Origin of the sequence: Rhodococcus sp. AD45-ID (assembly GCF_003023755.1) — a bacterium.
GTDB classification, from domain to species: domain Bacteria; phylum Actinomycetota; class Actinomycetes; order Mycobacteriales; family Mycobacteriaceae; genus Rhodococcus_F; species Rhodococcus_F globerula.
In genome coordinates this window covers 476,232-498,942 of sequence record NZ_PYHL01000002.1, presented here as the reverse complement: position 1 = coordinate 498,942, position 22,711 = coordinate 476,232, and the positions used below count along the sequence as shown (strand labels likewise).

Here is a 22,711-nt window from a genome sequence, read left to right as displayed (position 1 = left end):
GCCAGCGACAAGTTCTATATGCAGGGTATCTGCACCTGACAGGTTTAGCGGAAAGTCACCGCTGATGTTGCTTCGCCAACTCGAGGGCAGCCATGAAGTCGAAGCCTTCCGCTTCGACGGCTTCGGGTGTCGTTTCCTCTGTCCGATGGCGCAGGACGATGCGCGGCGGTTCAGTGATGAAGTCTCGCTGCAACTCAGCTGCTCGATCTTTGTCCCCCGCGACTTGCTTTGTAAGAACAGCTTTCGCGGTGTTCGTGGCGCGGGCTGGCGGTAGGGAGATGAGGTCGACTCCACGCATCTGCAGTTCGCCGTCCACTTCTGGCCAGACACCAAGGACGCGCCACCAGATTTCTTGGACGGTCCACCGTGGCATCCCGAACCACGCTTGAACGAGATGGTCAGCGACGTCGTTGAGAAGGTCATTGCCGACGGGTGATTCGAAATCGAGGACCTGTTCGTACAAGTACTGCTCGTCTTCTGCGTCGCGTAGCGATCCGAACACAACATGAATCGGTGTGTGTGCCATCAGGAGGCTGACAAGTTGAACGAGCGGAGGCCGGGTCACATGCATGACCCGGCCATCCAAAACCCACGCGGTGGGGTCGAATCCCCACGGTTCAGCCACCGGCTATCGGCGACTTCGCTCAGCAGCCTTACGGCGCTGCGCACGGTTCAACTGCGGGGTCCAACGGTCGATCAATGCCAGCACGATTTTCTCAAGGATCTCCTGATCGAAATCGTCACCAGCGGCCATCAATCGGTCTTCGATGTACATCAGCGATCCGTCATCGAAGACGTGCGTGATCAGCCGCCACACAGCATGAGCTTTGTCAGCGGCGTTGGAGGACTTCGACATTGCACCGATCAGCAGGTTCCACGCTGCTGGTTCGGGGCGGAACGCGATCAGTTCGACATCGTCGACGGACAGTACCTCGGCGTCGGACTTGTCTCGTACTGGTGCGGTTCGGCCTTTGGTGGTGAACTGCAGTTCTTCTGGGATGGGGTTGTCTTCGTCGTCTACGAGGGCGAGTTCGTCGAGCTCCGCATCGGTGGCTTCGAGGACGTCGACTGCTGATTCGACCTCGTCGATTGTGGGGTTGCCGTCGGCCTGTGAGGGCTTGACTGCTGTCTTGCGGGTGCGTGGAGGCATTGATGATTCCTTAGTTGGTGACGGGGCGGACGGTGACGTTGGTGGAGCCGAGGACTTTTTTCAGTGCGTCGGTGAGGAACGGGTTCGGTTGGATACCTTTGACGGACTTCGCGAACACGAACCCACCGGGACGGCGGGAGCCGCCGCGACGTAGTGGGCCAATTGATTTCGGGGTCGGGAACTTCAGTGCTTTCGCGGTCACCGGCACGATCGGTTTGCCCTTCGGCCCGTAGATGCCGGTGCCCTCGTGGATGTAGCGGGCGCGCTCGAGTGGGGAGCCGACACGCAACTTCGCGGAGGTTCCGGCCAGGGTGACGTGGTGCGTGATCGAGGACCGCAATTGTCCGGTGTCGACGTTGCAGCCGATGCGCGCGAAGTTGACGACTTGCCGGCCGATGTCGTCCATTCTGGCGACGGCATCGTGGGCTAGGCCTTGCTCCATACGTTCCCGATACATCACCACATGGGCAGGCATTAGGTGGTCTTTCTCCGAGTGCGCGGGGGCTTCGGCGGTTCGGTGTCGAGGTCAGCGTTCAACTCGGCGATGGTGTCAGCGGCGTCCGATCGGGTTTCGGTCAGATCCTTCTGCGACGATGCGGCATTCTTCTGCGCCTCCTCGAGCGCGAGTTCCGCCCGACGGCGATCCTCAGCGGATGAATCGACATTCGAGTAGGCGACGTCGATCTCGTGTGAGGCTTCCGCGTACTTCTCGTATGCGAGGTCTCGGTCCGTTTCGAAGGCATCGGGTGCGTCGATGCCCTCGAGTTCGGTGAGTCCTCCGTGTTGGATGAGGTTGTCGACGAACGGAGTGCGCTCGCATACGAACTCGGCGCCCTCCGCCCAATCGACTGTGGTTTGGTTCGCTCGAACATGCACAGTTGTCATACCGCAGATCATACGGTGGACACAGTTGCACTGTGTGTAACGATTTTCATGTGATGTGTGGATCGCCTTCTATAGGTGCGAACACCGAATCGAACTCGGGGATCACTGTGTCGCAGTGGCACCACAATTCGACACCGACCGTGACCGTCATCGACCCACCATGAATGCCACCGGATGGGCCGCGCGGAATCCACGGGCCGCAGAAGAATTGTGTTCCACGATCGAATGCGCACTGCACGGCCCGCATCATTGCCCGCGCATCGTCGAGGGCATCACGGGCGAGGGAATCCAGCTCGTACAGTTCGGGCATCGAATTGTCGTTGGTGTTCTGGTAGCAGCGGAAGACCACAATCTCGAGGTCCGCCACGTATGACACTGGCTGTGACAGATCCATCTGCGCTGGATTCAACGCTGCCGGGAACGCGGCTGTTGGCCAGATCTGTCCAGGTCGCACGAACGCTGTCTCACATCCGTATGCGGGCACCATGTCTCCTGGATGCACTGCCGCCCACTCGACCTGACCGGCGCGCGTCGATTCCAATCGTGAGGTGAGTTCGTTCAGCAGCAGGGTCGCTTTGCCGTAGACGTCCATCAGCGGAACCTCGCCACTCGAGGAGCATCCACCGAATGCACGCGCGACCTGGACCGCAGCTTGTGCGGATTGCAGGCGGCTATCCACTGATCCACTGACGAGACACCAGTAAGACCCTGCTCGAACAGCACAGCCGCATCAACCAGCTGAATGTCCACGCCCTGCCTGGCGACGTGTTGTGCACGGTCCGGCATCTTGCACCGGCCACCCTTGCGGGCGCGAAGGAACTCCACAGCGAGATCGCCAGCAGCCAACTGCCCGGCAAGTGGCACCTCAATGCCCTGCTTGTAGGTGACAGTGAACGCACCTTCCGCGTCGTCGGCGACGGCGAGGTTCTGGTTTTGCGGCCACACTCCCCCGTCGATGCGGATGAGCCAGCGACTGTTGCGGATCCGGTAAGCACTCGGATCGAGGGTGTCGCCGTCGACCGTCACGGAGACGATGGAATGCACGGGCCCCGGCAACGCGACTTCGGATGGATGGTTGCAGCCGTCGACGCAACCACACGAACCGGGCATCCACGAACCGGACACCAACCCAGGGAACCAATCGGCGCCGGACCGGCCGCGGTAGGTGGAGTAGTCCGTCGGGCTGAAGCACGGCCGGACCGTCACTTCCCGCAGCCCGAACACACGACCCGTCAGGGCCCAGAGGTTGCTGGTCGCCAACTCCCCCATCGCCTCTTTGTCGGCCGCCGACGCTTCGCCCCATTCTTTCGCTGACGACTGAACTGGCCATTCGAATGCTGCGCTCACAATGTCTCCAATTGTTTCGGTAGGTACAGATGACAGTATCTACCGAAACGAGCTGAGTCCCGCTTCAGAGCAGTCCGAAGCGGGACGGTCATGTGAACTGCACCACGAACGGTTTACGGTTCAACCAACTCGGGCAGTAGGTGATTGGCTCCCCGGAATGTTCCCCCGACCTTTCCGGTGGGCCGCTTCGGCTTGCCGGGTTGGATACACAACCCCCAGCCCGGCAGGCCACCTTGAACACTCACATGCGGGACAGAATCCGTGTTTGAGGTTCACCGTTTGGGTATGCCGGTGGTGCGGCGCTGAGATCACGGGAAAGTGGTACGCCGCAGGAGGTCCACCTTCTCGTGCGGTCACAGCCAGAAGATGGACGAAGGGGAAAGTGCATCGCATCGGAAGGCGATGTGCACCCGCCGGCGCCCGCTCACAGGTTTGGCGTCGGCGGGTCCACCCAACGCACAACGCCCCGGCCTTGACCAATCGAAATCGGTCATAGCGAGCAACTTGTGAAGCAGCCCAGGGCGATTCGCATAGCAAAGCTGAGTGGAGACTTCAGGGTTTACATGTCTAGGTACAGAATTCTCGACGGATCGGACGGAGCCGTACTCGCACGCGGAGAATTTTACAAAGACCGCGATGCGCACATATGGGCGCACCAGACGCTCACCTCACGGCGACCCCGACCGCCTAAATGCCTCCTGGAAAAGCAGGTTTCCGATGAGTCATGGACTTTTTCAGCGTGGATAGATCTCATGCGGGGTTAAACGGCCGCTCGTGAGAAATTCTGGGCAGGGTTTCGGACTCGATCCAATCGGCTACATACCTGTCGTGGCGATCTCACACGCATGGAGTGCCACTCACGGCCCGCCTTCCGGCTGTCACTCGCCGGGGGTGGGCCCCAAAACTGCGCACCGCTCACCGGCTCGGTGCGCATAGCTCACCGGCGTACCGCGTCCACCGCATGCGCCGGTGAGCTTTTCCCCGCCTCAACACACAAAATGCCCCGCGCCTGACGGGATCGGGGCGGGGCATAGTGAGTCACTCCCGACCCACATCGACAGCAAAGCCTCAAGCTTTCAAAGTTGAGGCTGCACGCGTGACAGCGAACTCTATCTAACTCGCCTCGAAGGTGTCCGGATCTGCAATTTCGATGTCTTCTTCCCCCATCATGGGGCTCAATAGAATCTCAATTGTCGCTCCAGGATATCCGAGTCGGCCAGTCAAATTCTGGACTGTTTCGCGCGCGTATGGATGCAATGTGGTGACACCATAGCCAAGCGCGAAACTTTGCAGTGCCTCGTGTGAAATTCCCTCAGCATCAGAATTGAGTTCCCAGACTCCAATTGTCTTGAAGTCAACGGTCCATGCCGTCTCGGGATAATCCTCATCGTCAGTAGTGGCGGTAACCACATATCGGGCAGTCACCAACATTTCATCACCAGACAATTGACCCATGACGTTTACGTTGTTCTCAAGAATGAATGGCCCGTCAAGCGGAGGATGGTGCGCCTCGGCCCGAATGTCATTCGTAAAGACGCCGTGAATACCAGCAATTTGGGACATAACGCGACTCGCATGCTCTCGCGCTTCTCCCGAACTGATCAAACTCATGCGGCGGCGCCGCTGATCGCTCGCAACGGAGGCCGCCGTGTGTATTGGGCACCGACGTTCCCAGAGACTTGCGACGTCTGACGAATATTCGACCGCGCTGGTTCAGAACCCTGAATGCACAAGCTGAGGTCAACTGAGGCGTCTAGTTGGTGCAGCATCGCGGCAAGAGAGCGCAGAGTCATGTTGCGCGTGCCTTTTAGGCGCTGGCTAATCTCTGTTGGTCGAATGTTGAGACGTTGGGCAAGTTCCTTTTTGCTCACCCCACGCTTTTCCATTGCCTCGTACACCAGTTCGGTGGCAGCCAAGACTAGTCGTTCCTCTGCCAGCAGTGCTTCAGACTCGGGTGTGCTCTCAAACCACGTACTCACGCTTTTGCCGCCTTTTCAATATCACGGGCTTTCTCAGCTTGCGCTGGGACATGCTTGTTCTTGGGCTTCTCGCAGCCATGTGTAGCAATCCAGTCGATTCCAAGCCGGATGATGTACAGGCGATATCCCGGTCCATGGTGAACCTTGATCTCGTGGACATCAGGACTCCCGGGCACCTGGAGGTTCCGCATCTCGTCCGGACTCCGCAGGTATCCAACTTCGGTCAGGCGCTCAAATCGAGCTTGAAACTTGACCTTGACGCGCATGTCGAGTCGGCGAAGAAACACATCAGCATCGCACACCCCTCCATCACCGATTGCACCGTACAGGGTCAGCTTTGACCCTGCCATCAATACCGTGGACCTGTGGGATGAAGTCAAAACTTCATCACTGAACCTACTGTACATCCACTAGTCAAATCAGATGAAGCGAATCCCTCAACAACTTTGCGATGACAGGCAGCAAAGGGCGCTCCAACTGCCACTGCTGGAGGGAGGCCTAGCACAACTCCAGGTCTCAGCTGTGCTGGACTCGGGGGCATCTCTGCATCTCCTCACTAGATCGAACTGACTGGTTCAGGCGTATCTACGGTCCGGGAATCATCGCATGCCTCAAACTTCGACCATCATCGGAACCGACTTTTCGGTCGGAGAACCCCAAAACGCCCCGCACCTGACGGATCAGGTGCGGGGCATAGTGAGCAATTCTGGGCGGGTGAAATCGGGGGTGAAAGTGCACGGAAGCGGGACATGAGTCCCCGCACCGCCTTACCGTTTCTATGCAGGGATTCGGCATGAGGGGGTGAATCCCGACGCGGATAGTGGGTCGCCGCGCTGTGTGCTCAACGCGGATGACAACGAACCCCCAACCTCGCAAATGAGGTTGGGGGTTCGTGACTACTGGTACGTAAGTAGCGAGGCTAAGTTACCGCCGGTACTTTTATCGCGCCCCTGATTCGAGAATTGAACAGTCAGTTCCGCTGAAGGGTGCCAGGCCCCGCCGGCAGCGACTCCCATCCCGGTCGGCGGGGCTTGCCTAACTTTTATCCTGTTTCCGACAGGCCCGCAAGCCGCCATCTCGTTATTAGCTTGGATGCTTTTTGAGCAATTCTGTGCGAATTTCGGATTCGATCACATTTGGTCGCCGGCGTCGCCCACAGAAGGTGTTCTTGCACCTGAGGCCTGCCAAAAAACGACCGGTCCTTAAGAGGTGTGCCGCCGTACTTCAGGGTAGTTTCATGCCGCGAGGTTAGTTCGTTGGACGGTATTGAGAGGGACGCCTAACCTCTGTGTCTGCCAGCCCGCCCCGCCCGGGCTGGCAGACACCACCCACGATAATGGGCGAGTTTCGGATTCGATCCCACCGGTTACATAAGTGTCGTGGCGATATCGGACGCGAGGTTCGCCGCACAGATAGTGGGTCTCCACGTTGTGTGCTCAACGCGGATGACGACAAAGGCCCCCACTCCCATCGATGGGAGTGGGGGCATCGTTCATTTAAGTGAAATCCCCCGACATGGAAGATCCCCCGAACGACAACGGCGCCTGTGGGCTGTGTGCTCAACCTGCAAGAACCTGAACCGCACGGTTGCGAGGCCGCATGATTGCCCCGGCCGCCGCGGCCTGCGAATCATGTACCCACTGGGCCGTGATCGAAACGAGACCTAGGCAGACTCACCCAATAACCGTCCCGCGTGAGCAAGAGCGGGCAGGTGAAATCGTGGGTGAACCTGCTGCTCAAACTGGACCACGGTCCAACCAAACCCGACAACCCGTGGCACACTTTCAGTTATGTGGTGGATTGTCGGAATTGTCGCTGCCTGGATCGTCGTTGGCACGTTTGCTGGATTCTGGATCGGTCGTGCAATCAGCCACACCGACCTCGAAGAATCAGCAGCCGAGCTGCGACGTGCAGAGAAGCGCGAGAAGCAGCCGAATCGTTGCCATGAGTAGTGCCCAGTCAGCGATACGGAGGCGCTTTCGCTTATTTCATCCACGATAGCGGTAACCTCATCATCGCTGACTGGGCAATGTCGCGTGAGCAATTCTGGGCGGGTTGATCAGTCGCGTCTACATGATGTGGCCGCACGCATTGCAGAGCCGGTCGCCAGTGTCGCCGCCGAAATGGTATTCCTTACTGGTCTCCAGGTGGGCACAGTACGGGTCGCCCTTCGCTGCGTGCTGTTCACGTAACTTCATTCCTTCATTCATCTGCATACCCATGAGTATTGACGACGAAATCTACAACGCAACTAATTCGTGAATCTGGACGGTGGCTTGGGTTGTCGGCCATGCGTATACGAACGAGCAACGCGAGATTATGTAGCGTTCTGCCCATGATCAACGAACCATCAGATTCCGATGAAAATGTCCGCAAGGCTCTCGCTGTACTTACCGCATGGCTGAGTGAGGGCGGGAAGTTTGAGTTCGGCCTCGACCAAGCGGAGCAAATTCTTGCCGAACCCAATGGCGCCAGGGAGCTATGCTCAGGCCTCATCAGCATCGCTGGAGTGCTTCTACATGAGAACGAGAATCAGACTGGCGAGTTGCCGCATCAGGCGCTTCAGCGACTTGGCCTCAAGTACTCAGAGGGGTAAGTAGATCTATGGGATGATGCGCGAATGACTGACTTGCTTATCGTTCTCGGCTCGGCACTGTTCTTTTCACAGTAGTCTTTGCCGTTCGAGCACAGAAAGTTCGCGAGCCAGTCACCGCGCCGTCCTATGCCACGACGGGCTGCGAGCAGTGCAACGCTGCCATTGGCCCGGGTGAGGGCATACGGACGCAGGGCTCGATGTATTGCAGCGACGACTGCGCCCGTTGGGCCTGGTAGATCAAACGAGTCCGTGCGCGGCGGCGAGGTTGCTTCGCTCAGCCTGACGTTCAGCAAGCGTCAACGCGGTAGGCCAGATAATGACCTCGGAAAGATCAATCTGACTGAAGCCCGTCGCTCCGTTGCGTCCAATCGTGATGCTTGTCCCGGTGCCAGAGGTGCCCATATCTCCGGTCGTCTCCGTGTTGTCCAGGCCGATGACGCTGCTGGCACCGTTCGCGACGAGGGTGAAGATGTGCCAGTTGAAGTCAATGGGCGTCGTAGAAACGACCGTGGTGGAGAACTGACCAGCAAGGAATCCGCCTGAACTCATGCCGACGTACCGCCCTCCCTGCGACGTGTGCAGGTTGACGATCGGCTGTGCAGTACCGGCAACGGCGTGGAACCGTCCCAGGACCATCACGGTGACTGGCTGGTTGAGCGCAGGTCCGGACACTGAGTCCATGCGGTCATCCACTCCGTCGAACCTGATGAAATGGATACCGCCGTCGATCTGCCTTGTCGGTGCGACGCCGGAGCTGGCCGCCGCCAATCCGTATCCCGATCCTTGAAGGTCGGTCAATGTCTGCACGGGTGCGCCGACCGCGATGGGCGATGCGCCCGCATAGAAGCGGCGCACGGCCCCGGTTTTCAACAGGGGATGGACGTGTTGTGGAGCGTTTCCCGGTGTGGTCATCGCGCCCGGAGTGCGGAGAATCAGTGCGTCAGCCATTAGTTCCATCCTTTGCTTGTGATCGCGGCAGCGATGCAGTTGCCGACTGCCGTGTATCCAGCAGTGGTGAAGTGAATCGGATCCGAATGCAGGCTCGGAGGTATCCGGTCTTCCGCGATCGCGGTCGTGTCATCCGTTGTGGGCGTGAGCCCAGCGTCAGTGAGTCCGTTGTCGATCAGGTATCGGCGCACATCGACAAACCTGGTCCCGTACTCGGCTTTGAGCATGTCGTTGATCGTCGCGACTCGTTGATATCCGACGCTGCCAACAGGCTCGGCCTGGCCATTCGTCACGCTGCACACCAGATATCGCTTCTGCGCGGTGGCAAGGTTCGCAACCATTGCCTTCAGGTCGCGAATTGCGATGTCAGGCTTCGAGGTGTTGTTCCGCCCTGCCCAAATGACCTGCAGTCGTGAGCGTTGGGGGACTCCCTGGCTGGCGTAGAACGGCGTGCCGGGAGGGCAAGCGATTGCCGATCCGCCCGTAGTCCGCGTGAACGTCCACGTGGCAGGGGTCAGTTGCCCGTTTTCCGTGAGCGTTCCAGGCACGCCGGCAAGAGTGCCGTCGAACGTGAACGGGATCGTCGTTTCCCCGCCGCTGTCGCGATACGCGCCCGTGGGGTTGAGTGCAGTCACTGTGACAGGACCAGTTGCGGGGATCGAGTTGCCCGACACCGTGAGCAAGGGAACGGTTCCGCCCTGCCGGAAGGCGATTTCAGTAGTCGTCTGCCCAGCGACGCCAAGGTTTACTGCGGTCATCGACAGCAGTGTTGCCACTCGAGCCAGCCAACCGCCATGAGCAGTCAATGAGTCACCAACTCCGACGACATAGCCTGATTGCGGAAGAACCTCCACAAGTCCGGCCTCGACAGTCCACGCCTTTTGTCCCGTGTCGGTGTCGAACACGACAACGCCCGGTGCAACAACGAGCGCGTTTCGAGGGTCGCCGACATTGGTGACGAGTGTCCGCTTACCGGAGACCATCTCGTTGACGTACAACGATCGGGTCGGCGATGCGCCAGTGATTTCAGGAATATAGCTACCTGCACCGAATGCAAGCCCGAGCCGGACCTTGAGGTGCTGCACCCAGTAGTCGAGCGGGCCGCCGTCTGATTCACGGGCGCTGGGCCACATGAGCTTGCCTGCGCGGTCCACGACGGGGAACAGCACATTTTCGGCCGAACCCTTCGTAATTCCCAGAAGCCCACCGGCAGCGGCGGCGATATCGCTCTTGGTCTGCGCAGGCAGTCGAGCGCTGGTCATCCGGGAGCCAATGAGGTTGGCACTGTGATCGGTTGGGCCACCGTCTGTATCGACAGCTGTGAGAAAGGTCTGCTTGCCCCTCGCGTCGGTGATCGCCACCAGCACGCCCGGAGCTGGTGTCGTGCTTGGAATTCCGGGGTCACTCTTGTGGACTAGTCCAGCGCTCGACTGGGCCAGTGTCGCTGCTTGGGTGGCCACGGTCGGATCGGCTGCAATAGCACCAGCGACCAGTGGCGGTACCTGTGTGGCCACCGACCCGGGTGTGGCGTAAGTCGCCGCCGCTTCCGTCTTGTCGAGCTTCGGAGTGACCGCAGATTCGACCGTCGAAGGCGTGGCATAAGTGCCGTCTCCGACAGCCCTCACACGCTCGTCGATACCCTCCTCCGACAGGCGGCCCTCGAGCTCCTCATGGGCCGCGGCGATGCCGCGTTCCCACCGTTTGATATCCGCTGCCCGGACAGGAGTCTCACCAGGCTTCGGGGGCCGCTTAGGTGAATTCACCCAATCAGTGCGCTCAACGAACGCCATAGCAATCTCCTACAAGTAGTTGGTGCCCCTACTCCCCACGCGCTCCCCGAGGGCTAGCCAGGGAGCGCGTTGTTGCCCGGCAAGAAGCCGGGCAACAGGGGGCCTAAGGGGCCAACGGAACCGCGCCAGCGGTCGGCGCCGGGTAGATGATCGAAGTGGGGTCCATGTGGATGTGCTGATCCGCTGCGATTGGCGTCAGCAGCGGACCTGCGACAGGCTCGGTCGCGGGAGCAACCGGTGCGTTCAACACCACGTCGTACGGCCCAACACCCCACGGCGAGTTCGCTTCAGTCCGTGCGGTGATCGTGAAGTTCGCGAGCGCATTCTCGAACGAGAAATCACCGAGACGGCCACCCTTCAACCACGGGAGAAGCGCGTACCCGTACAGCTTCCCGTCAGGACCGCACACGGTGCCGGGGACATCGGTCCACGTTTCGAGACCGAAGTTGGCTTTGACTGTCGCACCGATCCGGATACCGGTCGCGTTGCCGGCGTAATCCAGAACGATCGGCTGACCGGTGACCTGGCTGAACAGTTCGGGCTCGACCTTCAGAAACGCGATCTCCACGTTCAGGTACTTCAGTTCGTCGTCGGCCTTGTCGACGAATGCGATCTTGCCGGCGGCGTTCTTCGGGGCGGTCTCTTCACCGTCCTCGTACTGAGGCGACACCTTGATGGAGATGTGGCCGTTGGACACGATGGTCGACTTGGGTCCGATGACTGGGGCGCCGCAGTTGTCGAGGTCGGTGGTGCGGACGACGTGTGAGCGGATACTGGGCCAAACGGTGGTGGGCATGTGAGCCTCCGAGCGGGAGTTAATTCGCTCGGCCCACAGCCAGCAGCTCTCTACAGGTCAGGATAGTCGCTGTCCGCTAGGTGGGGCGGGATGCGGGCAGGAATGAACCCCTGCCCGTCTACTTCGGTGCAATCCGCATATTGATCGCCGCGTAGGTTCTCGACGCGGTCGGCGTCACGCTGAGAGCCGGGTAGGACGTGCCAGCAACGGTTTTCGTCGCAAACCCCAGGGTTGGGTCAAGCAGCAACGAGCCACTGGCAGCGGAGTTCACAGTGTCCGTGACTCCTGAGTCGGCCGGCCACGAATAGGTTCCTCGAACACTCGCGTTGCCGTTGAAATATGCGACGTACCGAATCAGCAGTGTCGACTTTGCCGTCGTTCCGGCTCCGGAGAGGTGGGGTGTTGTCGCGGACGTGAGGCGATTGGGTTCGCCGTACGAGAGTGCGCCGGCGTCCTTGACGGTGACGCATCTCCATGCCGACAACGCAGCACCACTCAAGTTCACCGTCACGGTTGCCAATTCTCCCGCCGTCGCGATCTTGTAGAACGTGAAGATCTGCGGCACTGATACGCCCGTGCCGGTCACCGATCCCGCATCCGTCCACCCGGCCGGGGTGGTGACTGTTATTCCTCCAGCAACGACACCGGTCAAGATCAGCAGGTCCCCGGGTAGTGATGCCGACTTATTCACTACCGCACCTGTCACCGACGGCAATGAACTCTTGACATCAGCAGAAATGCTCGGCGGAACGATGGGCGGAAAGACCCGGGTCAAGACTCCGTCGATCATGGTGCGAGCTTCTTTGACGATCTGTCCGTTGTAGCGCAGAGCAATGACAGTTGCAAGCGTCTTCGGCACCGGCCGGGCGTCGATCTCCGCTCCCGTGTGCGGCCCGTACAGTCCGTCGAGGTCGTGGCCCAGGCCAGCGAGTTGCGTGACCTCGGTTGTGAAGCCTTGCCCGGCATACCAAGCAGTGCCGGCGTTGGAGGCTGCGATCGCATTGAAGCCATCGCCTGATCCGGTGCCGTCGTCGAGTGCTCCGACCACCCACCGGCAATGCCACGCCGCTTTGAACGCTGGGTTGTACGGCTCGAACGATGCAGCTGGTGCTTGGCCACCTGCGAAGCAGATGAACCCACCACCCACAATGCCAAGATCAACACCGAAGTGCGGCAGCAGATATCGAGTGATGAACTGGGAGCCACCGGAATATCCCGACAGCCAGATACGTTTCCGGTCGATCTTGTACCGGCCCAGAATGTACGCGATCACGTCTTTCGCGTAGCGGGGATTCTCTTCCTTGCCGTACCAAGCCCACCACGTGAACCGACCGACAGCGTCGTCAGGCGTCAACGGCACCAACAGAATCATGTTGCGCGCCTTAGCCTGCGCGATCAGACCGTTCGCGCCGCCGAGCATCCACGAACTGGCGGGATTGTTGTATTCGAACGCGCCGTCGCCGTGGAAATGGACCATCAGGCCAACGGGTTTCGTCCAGTCAAGGCTGCCGGCGTACAGGTGATACTTCGAGCTGTACGAGTTTGTCGGGGATGAATAGCTCACTCCAGTCACGTCGGTGAGCGCGCCACCGGTCCCGGCCGTGTTGGCCGGCACAACAGCCATTGTTCGTAGCGGCATAGCCTCACTCCACTGTCATGTACAGAACACCGTCGTCACCGGTAGCAGGGAACGACGAAACCACGCGAAGTGCATCACCACGCAACGCTGTTGCGCTCGTCGCCCCAAGTGTGAGACTCGATGTGCCGGCGCCGATATCGTCACGCACTTGAGCAGGTGTCCGCATTTGGATTGCGGCTCCACCGGCTCCCCTCATGAAAGAGCCATCGACCAGATCGCCCCGTCCGGTGCCACCTCGCGCAACAGACAGCGTGCCGGACGTAATGCCCGCCGCGGAGTGTTCATGCGCCAGCGGAGTACGCGCGTCGTACAGTTTGGCGTCATCACCCTTGACGAGAGAAATGCCGCCGACGGTTGGTGAGCCGGAGAAGTTCGGTGAGGCGAGCGGCGCCTTCAGCGCAATCGCAGCGAGTACATCCGCGGCAAAGTTCGGCTGATTACCCAATGCGGCCGCCAGCTCGTACACCGTGTCGAGAGTGTTCGGGGCGTTGCCGATGATGTCAGCGATCTTCGCTGTCGCCACAGCAACGGCGATCGCCTGAACCTGCGCCTCGTTCTGCTTCGTGGCCAGCGCGGTGCTGACGTCCTCGAAGGTGCCGTCGATTTCCTCGAGAATTGTCGTCAGTCGGGCGGCAACTGCAGTTGAGATCGGTTTGTCGGCGTCGCGGGTGTTGTCCACCAGGTTGATGCCAAGTTCCGCTTTCGTCACCGCGCCCTGCTGGCCATCGATTGAGACGACACCGGTGACGGTGGTGGCCGCTTCCTCCGCCAACCGGCGTGCTTCCTGCTCCGACTGCTGCGCATGGAACGCGGACAGGATCGCCGAATCCTTCGACTCCACAACCTCATCGCGGTACTGCTTCACCAAGGAAACCACCGGCGGGTCCGGTGGTTCGTACAGCTCGATCAGTGGCCACAACCGAGTCGGCCCGGCCTCAGGGATGATGATCTTGTACACCGGGCCATGCGCACCGATCCGGACTGTCGCTTCACCCGGATCCAACGACGGCGACGTTAATTTCCCTGCCACGAGACGGCATTTCACCTCTACCGGCATCACGACCCACGTGCCCGCATCATTCTGGCGCCGACGTGACACCGTGAAGTACACAAACGCCAAGTCCGCCGGGAACGGAGCAATCCCATCCAAGCGGCGGAAATCCTCAGTGATCACGGTCATGTGACTGCCCTCCGTCTCGGCATGTCCGGCAGCGTAATTCCCTGCGATGCGGCATCCACCATCACTGCATGTCCCCAGTGCGCCATGTGGGTGGAAAACTCGCGCTCGATTTCCAGATCTTCTTCCACGGTGTCGAGGCGCTGCTCCAACGTCCGAACGTTTGTGGTGGCGACGGACTTCCAGGCCGTCAGCGCACCACCGATCATGATGCCGATACCGTTGATCGCAGCCAGGACGATGCCGACAGTTTCACTCATTTCACCCCTAGGTCAGACCACACACGGATCATCCCGAGGTGAATCAAAGTGGCACCCAACGCAAGCCCACCGGTGAGGATAGGTGCGGGCGGTTCCGAATAAACGGCGGACATGAGCACAGCGGTGCCGTAGAAACCCCAAACGCCGGCGGCAACAGAGTGCGCGTAGCCGACGTAGCGGCGGGAGATCGCGGATACTGCGACCACTGCCGTCGCGAGGAAGAACAGCACTGGCCATACCGGGCCCCAGGACTCGATGATCACAACCAGTGACAGCTGGCCTTCGGGGAGCGGTCGTCGGACCCAGAAGCTGGGGCCGACGTAGGAGATGCCGGTGAACATGGCGACCAACGCCAGGATCAGCGACAGACGTTTCGCGCCGGCCATCGGAACCATCGGCGTTGATCGCCCGTCCATCAGGCGTCCTTAGCTGCGGTCTTGCGCGGTGCGCGAGTCTTCGTCTCAGGCACCGGTTCAGGCTCAGCGGTTTCGGTCAGCGTCTCCATGACGGGCTCGGGCTCGGGCTCGGGCTCGGGCTCGGGCTCGGGAAGAGGCTCCGGATCGTCGTCGTAATCGCCGAAACCAACTTTGGTTGCGAGCTCATCGGACACAACGAACGCCAGACCGGTCCCCGACGTATCGGTGCGCACGTCGTCAGGGGAATCCGCCGCGTCCAAAAGCGCGCGGGCAACTTCCTGCACCTTGTCGGGGGTGGGGATGATCGTGGGCATAACAGTGCTCCTAGCTGCTTGTGAGTTTGACGAGAACGGCGGCTTGTACTGCTTCCCAGGAAGGGACGTAGGTGCGTTCAGCGATCGCGAAGATTTCGTTGGTACGGCGATCAAGAGCGTCGGCCAGCGCCGCGGGACGCTGCTTGACCTCGCTGCGGCGAACTTGCACGGCACCGGTCGCGACGAGCCAAGCCGTATCCACTGCAGCTGGTTCATCATCGACGTCGATGTTCGGGTAGTTACCGAATGACCAACGAGTACCGAGTGCGGTGACCTTGCGGCCGGATTCGACGTCGATTTGCCGGCGCTCGGCAGCGAACATTGCGACATGCCGTGGTGCGTGGATGACACCGACGCCACCGTACTGCTCAGTGAGGTGATCCTCGAGCAGACCGATGCCCTTCACCAACGAGACAGCCGCGGTAGTGAGGATGTCGGTGTCCGCGGTCATCAACGGCAGCGCCTTCTCGACAGCAGCCCATTCACCACCTGTGAGGGCTTTGCGGGCACGGTCAAGCATTTCGGATTCGTCGACACCGACAGCGCGGCAGGTGAATCCGTTGTAGACGATGATCGGATCCGCTTCGACAACCTCGATGCCGTCGGGGACGGTGCGGTCAGGTCCTGGTGTTTCCAGGCATTCCGCAGCGGTGAGTTTCGCGGGCCCTGATGGGTTGCTTTCGAACTGGACACCGTTGACGAAGTGGCGGTCCTCGGGTACCACCAAATCTGCGGCGGTGACGAGTCCGAATCGTGAGGGTGTGAGCGTCGGCGCTGCGACGTATAGAGCCGGTGCGACAGCCACCGTAGCCTCCAAAAGATTGTGGGGTCAGTGGAACACCGCCGGGCACACCGCAGAAGTCTGCAGGTGTGCCCGGCGATGGACTACGGGGTGGTGACGATGATCTTGCCCTGGGCGTCCAGTTCACGAGCGGCACCGACGGCGCCGTTCACTGCGAGCGGGATTCGCACCAGGCGGGACTTCCAACGACGCTTGATGACGAGCAGCTTCTCCTCGATGAAGATGACGTGGTAGTCGTTCTTCTTCAGGTTGACCGTGTCGTACATCGCGGAGACGTTGATGATCTCGCCGCGGGCACGAACGAACGTGCCGGCCTTGTAGATCATCACGTCGATGGTGGTGGGCCACGCGGTGATCGGTGTCGCTGCACCGAATCCTCCGGACACACCGGAGAACGCGTCCTGCCAGTCGTAGACCCAGCGCGGTACAGCGTGGCGGGCCTTGAACCATGCGTCGATCTTCGCGTCGGTGACCTCGAGTGCTTCGGTGACGTTCGATCCGTTGCGCACCGACTGATCAGCGCGGAACACCGGCTTCGCCCACAGCGGGATCGGCACTTCCAGTTCCGCGTTGTCCGCCATACGGTTTGCGTATCGGTAGTCCGTGATCTGGATGTCGAGAGCGTTGAGTACCGACGTGGTCGCGGACGGCCCGAGGGACAGCGTGATCGGAGTACCCGAGAGTGTCTGCTGACGGTTCAGGGTGCGGGTGTTGATGCGGTGCGCGTGAGCGATCAGGCCGTGTTCGACAACTTCCTGAGTGACCTCCGGGTACGCGTCGTTCGCGAGAATGCCGGCCACCACACCCAGACCTACCGCTTCAGCGCGGACATCGGTGAACTCGGGGCACGGTACTCGGTAGAACGGCTTCTCTGTACCAGTGATGGTGCCGCCGGTAGCCGAGGTGAAACCGGACCCTGCGATGGCCTGCGTTTCAGTCTGGATGAACCCAAACGACGAGTCGTTGTAGATTGCCGCGTAGTCGGGGCCCTCGGTGAAGCGGAGACCACCGCGCTTGGCCTGGATCTCAGGCAGGTCGATGAGACCGGCACCGGCATCGGCGAGGACGCCGCCCAGCTCGAACAAGGTCTCGGAGGGTGCGCACCAGCCGCCGGCGGCAACTAGGCTTCCGCCCTTCAGTCGGCTTGTGTCGGCAGCGAAGTCGATCGCTTCCTGATCGTTCTTTCCGTCCGCAGTGAGGTTCTCTTCGAACGGGATCGAGATGGATGCAACGGGGACCGTGTGTTCCTGGTTCGGAACATATCCGGCGGGGAAGCTCTGCAGCTTCACGTTCGCGGCGCGTGCGAGGTCGGATGTGGTCAGGCTCTGTCCCTGACCGAAGCCAGCAACATCGGCGGACGCGAGGATCGTGACCTTCGGACCCTCATCGGCCTTGTCAGCGGGCATGACTACCGTCTTTCGGGGGATCTGGGCGAGGCGTACACGGCGGACGGGTTTCGCAGCGGACGCAGCGACAGCCTCCGGAGCGGCCTCGGAGGGAGCACCGGCATCCACATTCGCGTCAGCCCCTGCAGCGTCCACTGCAACAGCTTCAGCTTCGGCAACAACCTCGGCCTCCGCTTCGGTGGTCGCCTCAGAATCAGCGTTGTCCTCACCCTCTGGTGCGTCGGAACCTGTTGCGGCCTTGACGCGGTTGGACAGTTCAGCGAGACGGGTGCGCTTCACTTCGCCTGCGGCGTCGATGCGTTCCTGCTCGACCTTCACGCCGTCGATGACGTCGGCGAGGGCTTCGACAGCGGCAATGGAATCGTCGGAATCGGCACCGGTAGCACTGATTTCGGTGAAAGACTTGACGGCCTCAGCCTTCAGGGCGGCAACATCGATTTCGGGGTGCGCGGCGAGGTACTCGGCTACAGCCTTCGCGGGATCAGCAGGGGCGGTCGCGGTCGCGTCAGGAGCAGCGCCATCCACGCCGCCCTGTGCTGCGTTGATCAGATTCTGGAGAGTGATGGGGTCCACCGTGGGCCTCCTGGGTCATGCGGGCACTTGGTGCCCGGCCCACAGCCAGCGGCGATCTATAGACACACTCTATCCCGTGTGTTGGGGATGAGTGGTGAAGCTTGGTGTCAGCGCTCGATCTTTGTGTATGTGGCACCGGGTTGGGAGGCTGCGGCGCGTGCCTCTGCTTCCGTGGCGTATCGCTTCACGGTGCCGTCGGATCGACGAACCTGATGCACCGTGCGACGTGCTCCCCCACCGCAATTACATGCCATTGTTCAGTCCTGCCTTTCTAGTAGCTGCTGCCAGGCGCGCTGCCCGGACACGTTGGGTAGCCGTCTGGCGACGGCTCTCTCGATCCGCAGACGCACGGAGTTCCGCGCGGACGTGGGATGCGATTGCGGACGCGGTGATCGGTTCTGCTGTTTCAACTTCGGGCTTTCGTGTTGGTGGGACGCCGGCTGCGATGAGGGATCGCATTCCGGATGCTGCGAGCGCTTGGGTGCGTGGGACTGGAAAGCCTGGAACATTGACGGCAAGGACCGCGACGAGTTCCAGATTGTTGGATCCTCGTTGGATGGTGCGCCAGTCTCCGGACACTCCGGAGCGGCGGAGCTCGGCGACGCGGTCATCGTCGACGCCGGGGAGGATGCGGCCGGAAAGCCATGGCCCCCATAAGCCGTCGGTGCAGCGGACGATGGCGACGGCGGTGCCGGTGTTGTCGTAGTGCGCGGCGGCGGCGCGCGCGGCTTGCTTCATGCCCGCGTGGCCGGTGCCGAGGGTGAGCTTTCCGACTGGGAGTGGGCCTTCGTTGGTGGAGATTTCGCCTTGGTGGAAGTATGCGTATCCGGTGCGCGAGGTGGGTGGGCTGACGCAGACGTCCGCGAACCCGATGTGGCATGAGTCGGCTTGTGCGAGATGCCCGTACACGCGGCCGTCGTCGGTGACGGTGAGGGCGGTGAGTTCATCGGATTCGGGCATGGTGAAGTCTGCGGCGTCGTAGACGACAGCACTGGCGACGAGGCCTGATGTGACGGGTTCGAGGGAGATGTCTCGGATGTCGGTGTCGGCGAAGGATAAGCGGATCCGGTCGAAACGAATGGGTCCGACGTCCGTCAGTTTGCTGACATCGAGTCCGTAGCCTGCGGTGATGTGCGGCAGGAACGTGTCGTACGGTTCCGGGATCGGTGGCAGGTCGGTGTTGTCGGCGATGGCGCCGTACGTGCAGCGTTGCGTTGCGCTGAGCCCGGGCGCTTCGACGAGGTACACGGCGCAGGGCTCATCCCCTGCTGGGTTGAACTGTGCGTGTCCCATGATCGAGCCGGTGAGCGGGGCGGTGAAGTCGAGTTCGCGTATCGCTTGCTCGAGTTGGTCGCGGTGTTCGGGAGTCCAGTCGGCTGCCTTGCCGAGGAACACGAGTGTGGTGTGGAGTACGTCGGCGGGTTCGTATCCGTCGATTGCGAGGCGCGCGCAGTCCTCGGCGGAGGGTACGAGCGCGACCATCGCTCCCGCGTGTTGTTCTGCTGCCGCGGTGAGCGCCGCTGACGCTGCTACAGAAGCGAACTCGTCGTACACAGGTTGGATGCGCGTCGACTCGAATGCGGGCGATGAGACACCGGTGACGCCCATCAGTTTCCACTCGTGGACGCGGAGCATTTGGCCGGCCACGTCGGGCTGCTCGCCGGTGCCGTCTTCGTATGCGGTGTAGGCGGCTGCGAGTTCGTCTGGCGCCCATTCGGATTTGTCAGAGCGGAGTGGGATTTCCTCGAGTGAGATGTCGGACAGGTCGGCGGACACCCAGCCCGCGAATCCGTCACGGAGTTTGCGGGCGTACTCGGCGCCGTACTTGTCCTCGAGGTCCAGTGGTCCTTCGGCCCATAGGAATCCGTCTTCGACCCACGCCCGGGTGATGAGGCCGACGACGCGGGAGCCTTCGTGCTTCTCCCACATTTCGTCTTGTGCGGACAATGCGATTGGCAGTCGCCGGATCGCGGGTTCGGCGTCGTCGGCGAGCATGAATTGCCGCATGTCACCTGATGGCACGTTCAATTGCAGTACTGGCCCGCGCCATCCGGTGGGTAGCGGCTTTTCCCCCGCTGGGGTGGTTGGTGCAGTCACGGCAGTCTCCTCAATAGCGGTGGACACAGATAACTGTATCTACCGCCATCGAGGAGCGGCGTGAACCCGACTGGTATGCAGTCGAGATTCAGTTCCAGACGATGTCGTCGCTGCGGTCCGCGAGATCACCGTGCATGATCATGTGCGTCCGGTTCTCGCGGGCGATCAGATCGAACGCTGCAGTCGCAGTCATGCCGTCGACAGCCATCAACACCATGCGGCGCCGCAATGCGTTCGCAGCCGCATGGTCAGCACTCTTCAACAGGCTGAGCTGCAATCCGTCTTTGTCGTCAGTCCACAAGACACCGAGATGCGGGATGCGCTGCCAACGACCAGGACCCTCGGGGCGGCCGCCGAAACGTCGACCAACGGTGACATCTTTCAGGGGGTAGTCGGTCAGAAACTTGTCGCTCATCGTCTACTCCCCTTCCGTGGTGTCGATGACTTCGGCCTGCAAGATTAGCCGGCCGTTTTGGTCGAATTCGATTCCTGTGAACACGATTGTAGTGCCATCCTTGAGAATCAGTTCGGCTTCCGCGTTCCCGTATTGGGAGAGGATCTCGCTGGGCGCTTGTCCTGCGGCCCCTGAGACGTAGATCGCGGCGTAGCCAGCGGGAACTGTCATCCTGATCGTTACGTCTTCCATGGACGAGTGTGCGGCGCCTGCTGTTGATTGTGTCAGCGATGTGGACATGAATCCCAGGTCAGTGAATGCTCTGCCGAGCAGTGTGGCTGGGTCGTCGCCTCGTTGCAGTTGGAAGGCTTGTGTGGCGGACACTTCCCGGAATACGTCAACGGGTTCGGGGACTCGTGGTGCTTCGTCGATTGCGGTGCGCATTTCGCGGATGGATCGGTATGCGCGTCCGGAGATTGTGCTTAGGTCCCCTTCGCGGAGTCCTCGGTTCATTGATCGGTGGCCGTCGCCTGTGTACAGGGTGACTGCGCGGGCAATGTCTCTGTCGAAGGAGCGGGTGCTGAGTGGCCAGGCTTGTGATGCCCAGGTGTGTGCGTCGTCGAGGTTGTCGAAGACGAGCGGTTCCGGCGCGGGCGCGGTTTCGATGATCGGTTCGAGGATTTCCGGTTCGGTTGGTGCTGGCGCGGGGGTTATTTCCTCGTCGATGTCAGCTTCGTCGGCAGGATCAGTGTCTGGCTGATCGTCTTCAGGTTCGGTTTCGTTGTCGACGAGATCGGTTGAATCTCTTTCGTCGTCAACATCATCCGGTAGCTCTTCGTCGTCAGAGTCCAGGTCCGGTTCTTCGTCTGCCACGTGAAGTTCATCATCAGGTATCTCGTCCTCGAGGTCGGGGATGTCGTCGTGTGGGGTGGTGAACTCTTCGTCGTCGGGTTCAAGCAGATCGGGGTTTACTTGAATGTCGTCGTCGACGTTCACGGTGTCTTGAACGTCGGGTTCGGTGCGTTCTATGGGGTCGAAGATTTCGCCGCGGCGTTCGCGGTTCAGGCGGTCAATCGCTGTCGCTGCGTCGGCTTCGTCGTCGGGGCCGAGTCGGGCGCCCATGGGTGAGACTCCGCGGCCACCCCACATGCCTTGCAGCTCTTGCTGCATTTCACTCTCGGAGAGGATGCGCATTGTGCAGCGGCAGTTGATGACCTCGTGTGCGGGGCCGCCGGGGAATGCGGGATGGTTAAGGAGTGCGGTGCCGACGCGGAAGGGTTCGGCGAGTTTCACGATCTGCCCGTCAGCGACGTTGTGACTCGCTCGGGTTCGTTCGTCGGATGTGGACAGCCACGCTTTGAACATCGGCCGGCCAGTCACTTCGGCGGTCGCCTGCGCAGACGCCAGCGACCCACCCTCCACGGCGCCCTGGATTTCGGTGCGGGCGATACGCCGTGCGAGCCAACGCCACTGCTGTTGAGATTCGTCGTGCTGATTCCACAGGCTGAGCCGCTTCCCCTTCAGGAATGGGATCTCTTCGCGATCTGTTTCGGGGTCAGCGATCTCGGCGTCAATAGCGGAGATGTCAGCGCGGATACGGCGGGTGGGTGCGTCGATGTCGAGGATGCGTGCGATGCGGTCGGTGATCTGTCCGTCGATCGATTCGTTCTGCTGCATCGCCTCCAAGAGTTCGGGGCGCAGTTCTTCGAATGCGCCTTCGGGCCAAATCTTCAGTCGGTCATGGACGGTGGCCATGTGGTGCTCTTGGTAGTGCACTGGGCTGATGTCGGCGGCCCGGGATTGGGCGGCGAATGCTTCACCGAATGCTTCTGCGATGGCGGGTTCGACGTGCTGCTCGAGGGCACGGGCCCACGCTGCGAATGATGCTTGGGCGGCGTCGATGTCGGGGATCGGATCGTCGGCGGCGGCCGTGAGCGCTGGGACGGGCTGCCCGAGGACGAGTTGGCGGGCGGTGTCGAGCCAGATGGTCATGGCTGTGATGACACCGGCGTAAACCTTCTTCTCACCGCGCCGGATTCGCGCGTCCGCCCGCATCCGCTCCGCCAACCACGGATCAGTTCTGGCCATCAGATCACCCAGAACTCGATCAACGCCCACACGATGCGAACGAACTCGAGGACG

24 protein-coding genes are annotated in these 22,711 nt (G+C 61.0%); 2 read left to right on the top strand and 22 right to left on the bottom strand.

Annotated elements, in window-relative coordinates:
* Positions 1-55: 55 nt before the first annotated feature.
* From C7T36_RS18560 to C7T36_RS18520, 9 genes are all read right to left on the bottom strand, one after another.
* Positions 56-625 carry a hypothetical protein gene (locus C7T36_RS18560; RefSeq protein ID WP_045067110.1) on the bottom strand — a complete coding sequence of 190 codons (570 nt, stop codon included), beginning with the start codon at positions 623-625 and terminating at the stop codon, positions 56-58.
* A 3-nt stretch (positions 626-628) separates the two neighbouring features.
* Positions 629-1,150, bottom strand: a complete 522-nt coding sequence (locus C7T36_RS18555) for a hypothetical protein (protein ID WP_045067109.1) — start codon at positions 1,148-1,150, stop codon at positions 629-631.
* Positions 1,151-1,160: 10 nt separating this feature from the next.
* Positions 1,161-1,625, bottom strand: coding sequence for an HK97 gp10 family phage protein (locus tag C7T36_RS18550; protein ID WP_052683503.1), 465 nt, complete (start codon positions 1,623-1,625; stop codon positions 1,161-1,163).
* Complete coding sequence (locus tag C7T36_RS18545) at positions 1,625-2,035, bottom strand: hypothetical protein (RefSeq protein WP_146153456.1); 411 nt, start codon at positions 2,033-2,035, stop codon at positions 1,625-1,627. Before C7T36_RS18545 ends, C7T36_RS18550 begins: the two co-directional genes overlap by 1 nt.
* 46 nt (positions 2,036-2,081) lie before the next feature.
* The gene (locus C7T36_RS18540; RefSeq protein ID WP_045067107.1) at positions 2,082-2,627 is read right to left on the bottom strand and encodes a hypothetical protein; all 546 of its coding nucleotides are present in this window, start codon (positions 2,625-2,627) and stop codon (positions 2,082-2,084) included.
* Positions 2,627-3,382: a hypothetical protein gene (locus C7T36_RS18535; RefSeq protein ID WP_052683502.1), complete on the bottom strand. Its 756-nt coding sequence runs from the start codon at positions 3,380-3,382 to the stop codon at positions 2,627-2,629. The genes C7T36_RS18540 and C7T36_RS18535 overlap by 1 nt, the downstream gene beginning before the upstream one ends.
* 1,113 nt (positions 3,383-4,495) lie before the next feature.
* Positions 4,496-4,993, bottom strand: a complete 498-nt coding sequence (locus tag C7T36_RS18530) for a protein-export chaperone SecB (RefSeq protein ID WP_084702727.1) — start codon at positions 4,991-4,993, stop codon at positions 4,496-4,498.
* Entirely contained in the window at positions 4,990-5,268 is a 279-nt protein-coding gene (locus tag C7T36_RS30795; RefSeq protein WP_375129323.1) for a helix-turn-helix domain-containing protein, read from the bottom strand. The genes C7T36_RS18530 and C7T36_RS30795 overlap by 4 nt, the downstream gene beginning before the upstream one ends.
* A gap of 89 nt (positions 5,269-5,357) precedes the next feature.
* Entirely contained in the window at positions 5,358-5,711 is a 354-nt protein-coding gene (locus C7T36_RS18520) for a hypothetical protein (protein WP_045067104.1), read from the bottom strand.
* Between the two features lie 1,440 nt (positions 5,712-7,151).
* Here C7T36_RS18520 and C7T36_RS30155 point away from each other — a divergent pair.
* Both C7T36_RS30155 and C7T36_RS18515 read left to right on the top strand, forming a co-directional pair.
* The gene (locus tag C7T36_RS30155; protein WP_162487740.1) at positions 7,152-7,313 is read left to right on the top strand and encodes a hypothetical protein; all 162 of its coding nucleotides are present in this window, start codon (positions 7,152-7,154) and stop codon (positions 7,311-7,313) included.
* Positions 7,314-7,696: 383 nt separating this feature from the next.
* Positions 7,697-7,957 (top strand): hypothetical protein, encoded by a 261-nt coding sequence (locus tag C7T36_RS18515; protein ID WP_045067103.1) that lies wholly within the window; start codon positions 7,697-7,699, stop codon positions 7,955-7,957.
* A 237-nt stretch (positions 7,958-8,194) separates the two neighbouring features.
* Here C7T36_RS18515 and C7T36_RS18505 read toward each other — a convergent pair whose 3' ends face one another.
* The 13 genes from C7T36_RS18505 to C7T36_RS18445 all read right to left on the bottom strand — a co-directional run bounded on the left by C7T36_RS18505 (position 8,195) and on the right by C7T36_RS18445 (position 22,657).
* The gene (locus C7T36_RS18505; RefSeq protein ID WP_045067101.1) at positions 8,195-8,905 is read right to left on the bottom strand and encodes a hypothetical protein; all 711 of its coding nucleotides are present in this window, start codon (positions 8,903-8,905) and stop codon (positions 8,195-8,197) included.
* Positions 8,905-10,695 carry a hypothetical protein gene (locus tag C7T36_RS18500; protein WP_045067098.1) on the bottom strand — a complete coding sequence of 597 codons (1,791 nt, stop codon included), beginning with the start codon at positions 10,693-10,695 and terminating at the stop codon, positions 8,905-8,907. The genes C7T36_RS18505 and C7T36_RS18500 overlap by 1 nt, the downstream gene beginning before the upstream one ends.
* A 103-nt stretch (positions 10,696-10,798) precedes the next feature.
* Positions 10,799-11,491, bottom strand: a complete 693-nt coding sequence (locus C7T36_RS18495) for a hypothetical protein (protein ID WP_045067097.1) — start codon at positions 11,489-11,491, stop codon at positions 10,799-10,801.
* A gap of 118 nt (positions 11,492-11,609) precedes the next feature.
* Positions 11,610-13,130, bottom strand: coding sequence for a hypothetical protein (locus C7T36_RS18490; protein WP_146153455.1), 1,521 nt, complete (start codon positions 13,128-13,130; stop codon positions 11,610-11,612).
* Positions 13,131-13,134: 4 nt separating this feature from the next.
* A complete protein-coding gene (locus C7T36_RS18485) occupies positions 13,135-14,310 on the bottom strand; it encodes a hypothetical protein (protein WP_052683500.1) in 1,176 nt (391 codons plus the stop codon).
* On the bottom strand, positions 14,307-14,567 hold the full coding sequence (locus C7T36_RS18480; RefSeq protein WP_045067095.1) for a hypothetical protein: 261 nt from the start codon (positions 14,565-14,567) through the stop codon (positions 14,307-14,309). The genes C7T36_RS18485 and C7T36_RS18480 overlap by 4 nt, the downstream gene beginning before the upstream one ends.
* Complete coding sequence (locus C7T36_RS18475) at positions 14,564-14,983, bottom strand: hypothetical protein (RefSeq protein ID WP_106939770.1); 420 nt, start codon at positions 14,981-14,983, stop codon at positions 14,564-14,566. The genes C7T36_RS18480 and C7T36_RS18475 overlap by 4 nt, the downstream gene beginning before the upstream one ends.
* Positions 14,983-15,297: a hypothetical protein gene (locus C7T36_RS18470; RefSeq protein WP_052683498.1), complete on the bottom strand. Its 315-nt coding sequence runs from the start codon at positions 15,295-15,297 to the stop codon at positions 14,983-14,985. The genes C7T36_RS18475 and C7T36_RS18470 overlap by 1 nt, the downstream gene beginning before the upstream one ends.
* Positions 15,298-15,307: 10 nt before the next feature.
* Positions 15,308-16,102, bottom strand: coding sequence for a hypothetical protein (locus tag C7T36_RS18465; RefSeq protein ID WP_045067093.1), 795 nt, complete (start codon positions 16,100-16,102; stop codon positions 15,308-15,310).
* Positions 16,103-16,182: 80 nt separating this feature from the next.
* Positions 16,183-18,078: a major capsid protein gene (locus C7T36_RS18460; RefSeq protein WP_052683497.1), complete on the bottom strand. Its 1,896-nt coding sequence runs from the start codon at positions 18,076-18,078 to the stop codon at positions 16,183-16,185.
* Positions 18,079-18,321: 243 nt separating this feature from the next.
* A complete protein-coding gene (locus tag C7T36_RS18455) occupies positions 18,322-20,175 on the bottom strand; it encodes a hypothetical protein (protein ID WP_146153454.1) in 1,854 nt (617 codons plus the stop codon).
* An 88-nt stretch (positions 20,176-20,263) separates the two neighbouring features.
* Positions 20,264-20,590 carry a hypothetical protein gene (locus C7T36_RS18450; protein WP_045067091.1) on the bottom strand — a complete coding sequence of 109 codons (327 nt, stop codon included), beginning with the start codon at positions 20,588-20,590 and terminating at the stop codon, positions 20,264-20,266.
* A gap of 3 nt (positions 20,591-20,593) precedes the next feature.
* Complete coding sequence (locus C7T36_RS18445; RefSeq protein WP_146153453.1) at positions 20,594-22,657, bottom strand: ADP-ribosyltransferase; 2,064 nt, start codon at positions 22,655-22,657, stop codon at positions 20,594-20,596.
* Positions 22,658-22,711: the final 54 nt, after the last annotated feature.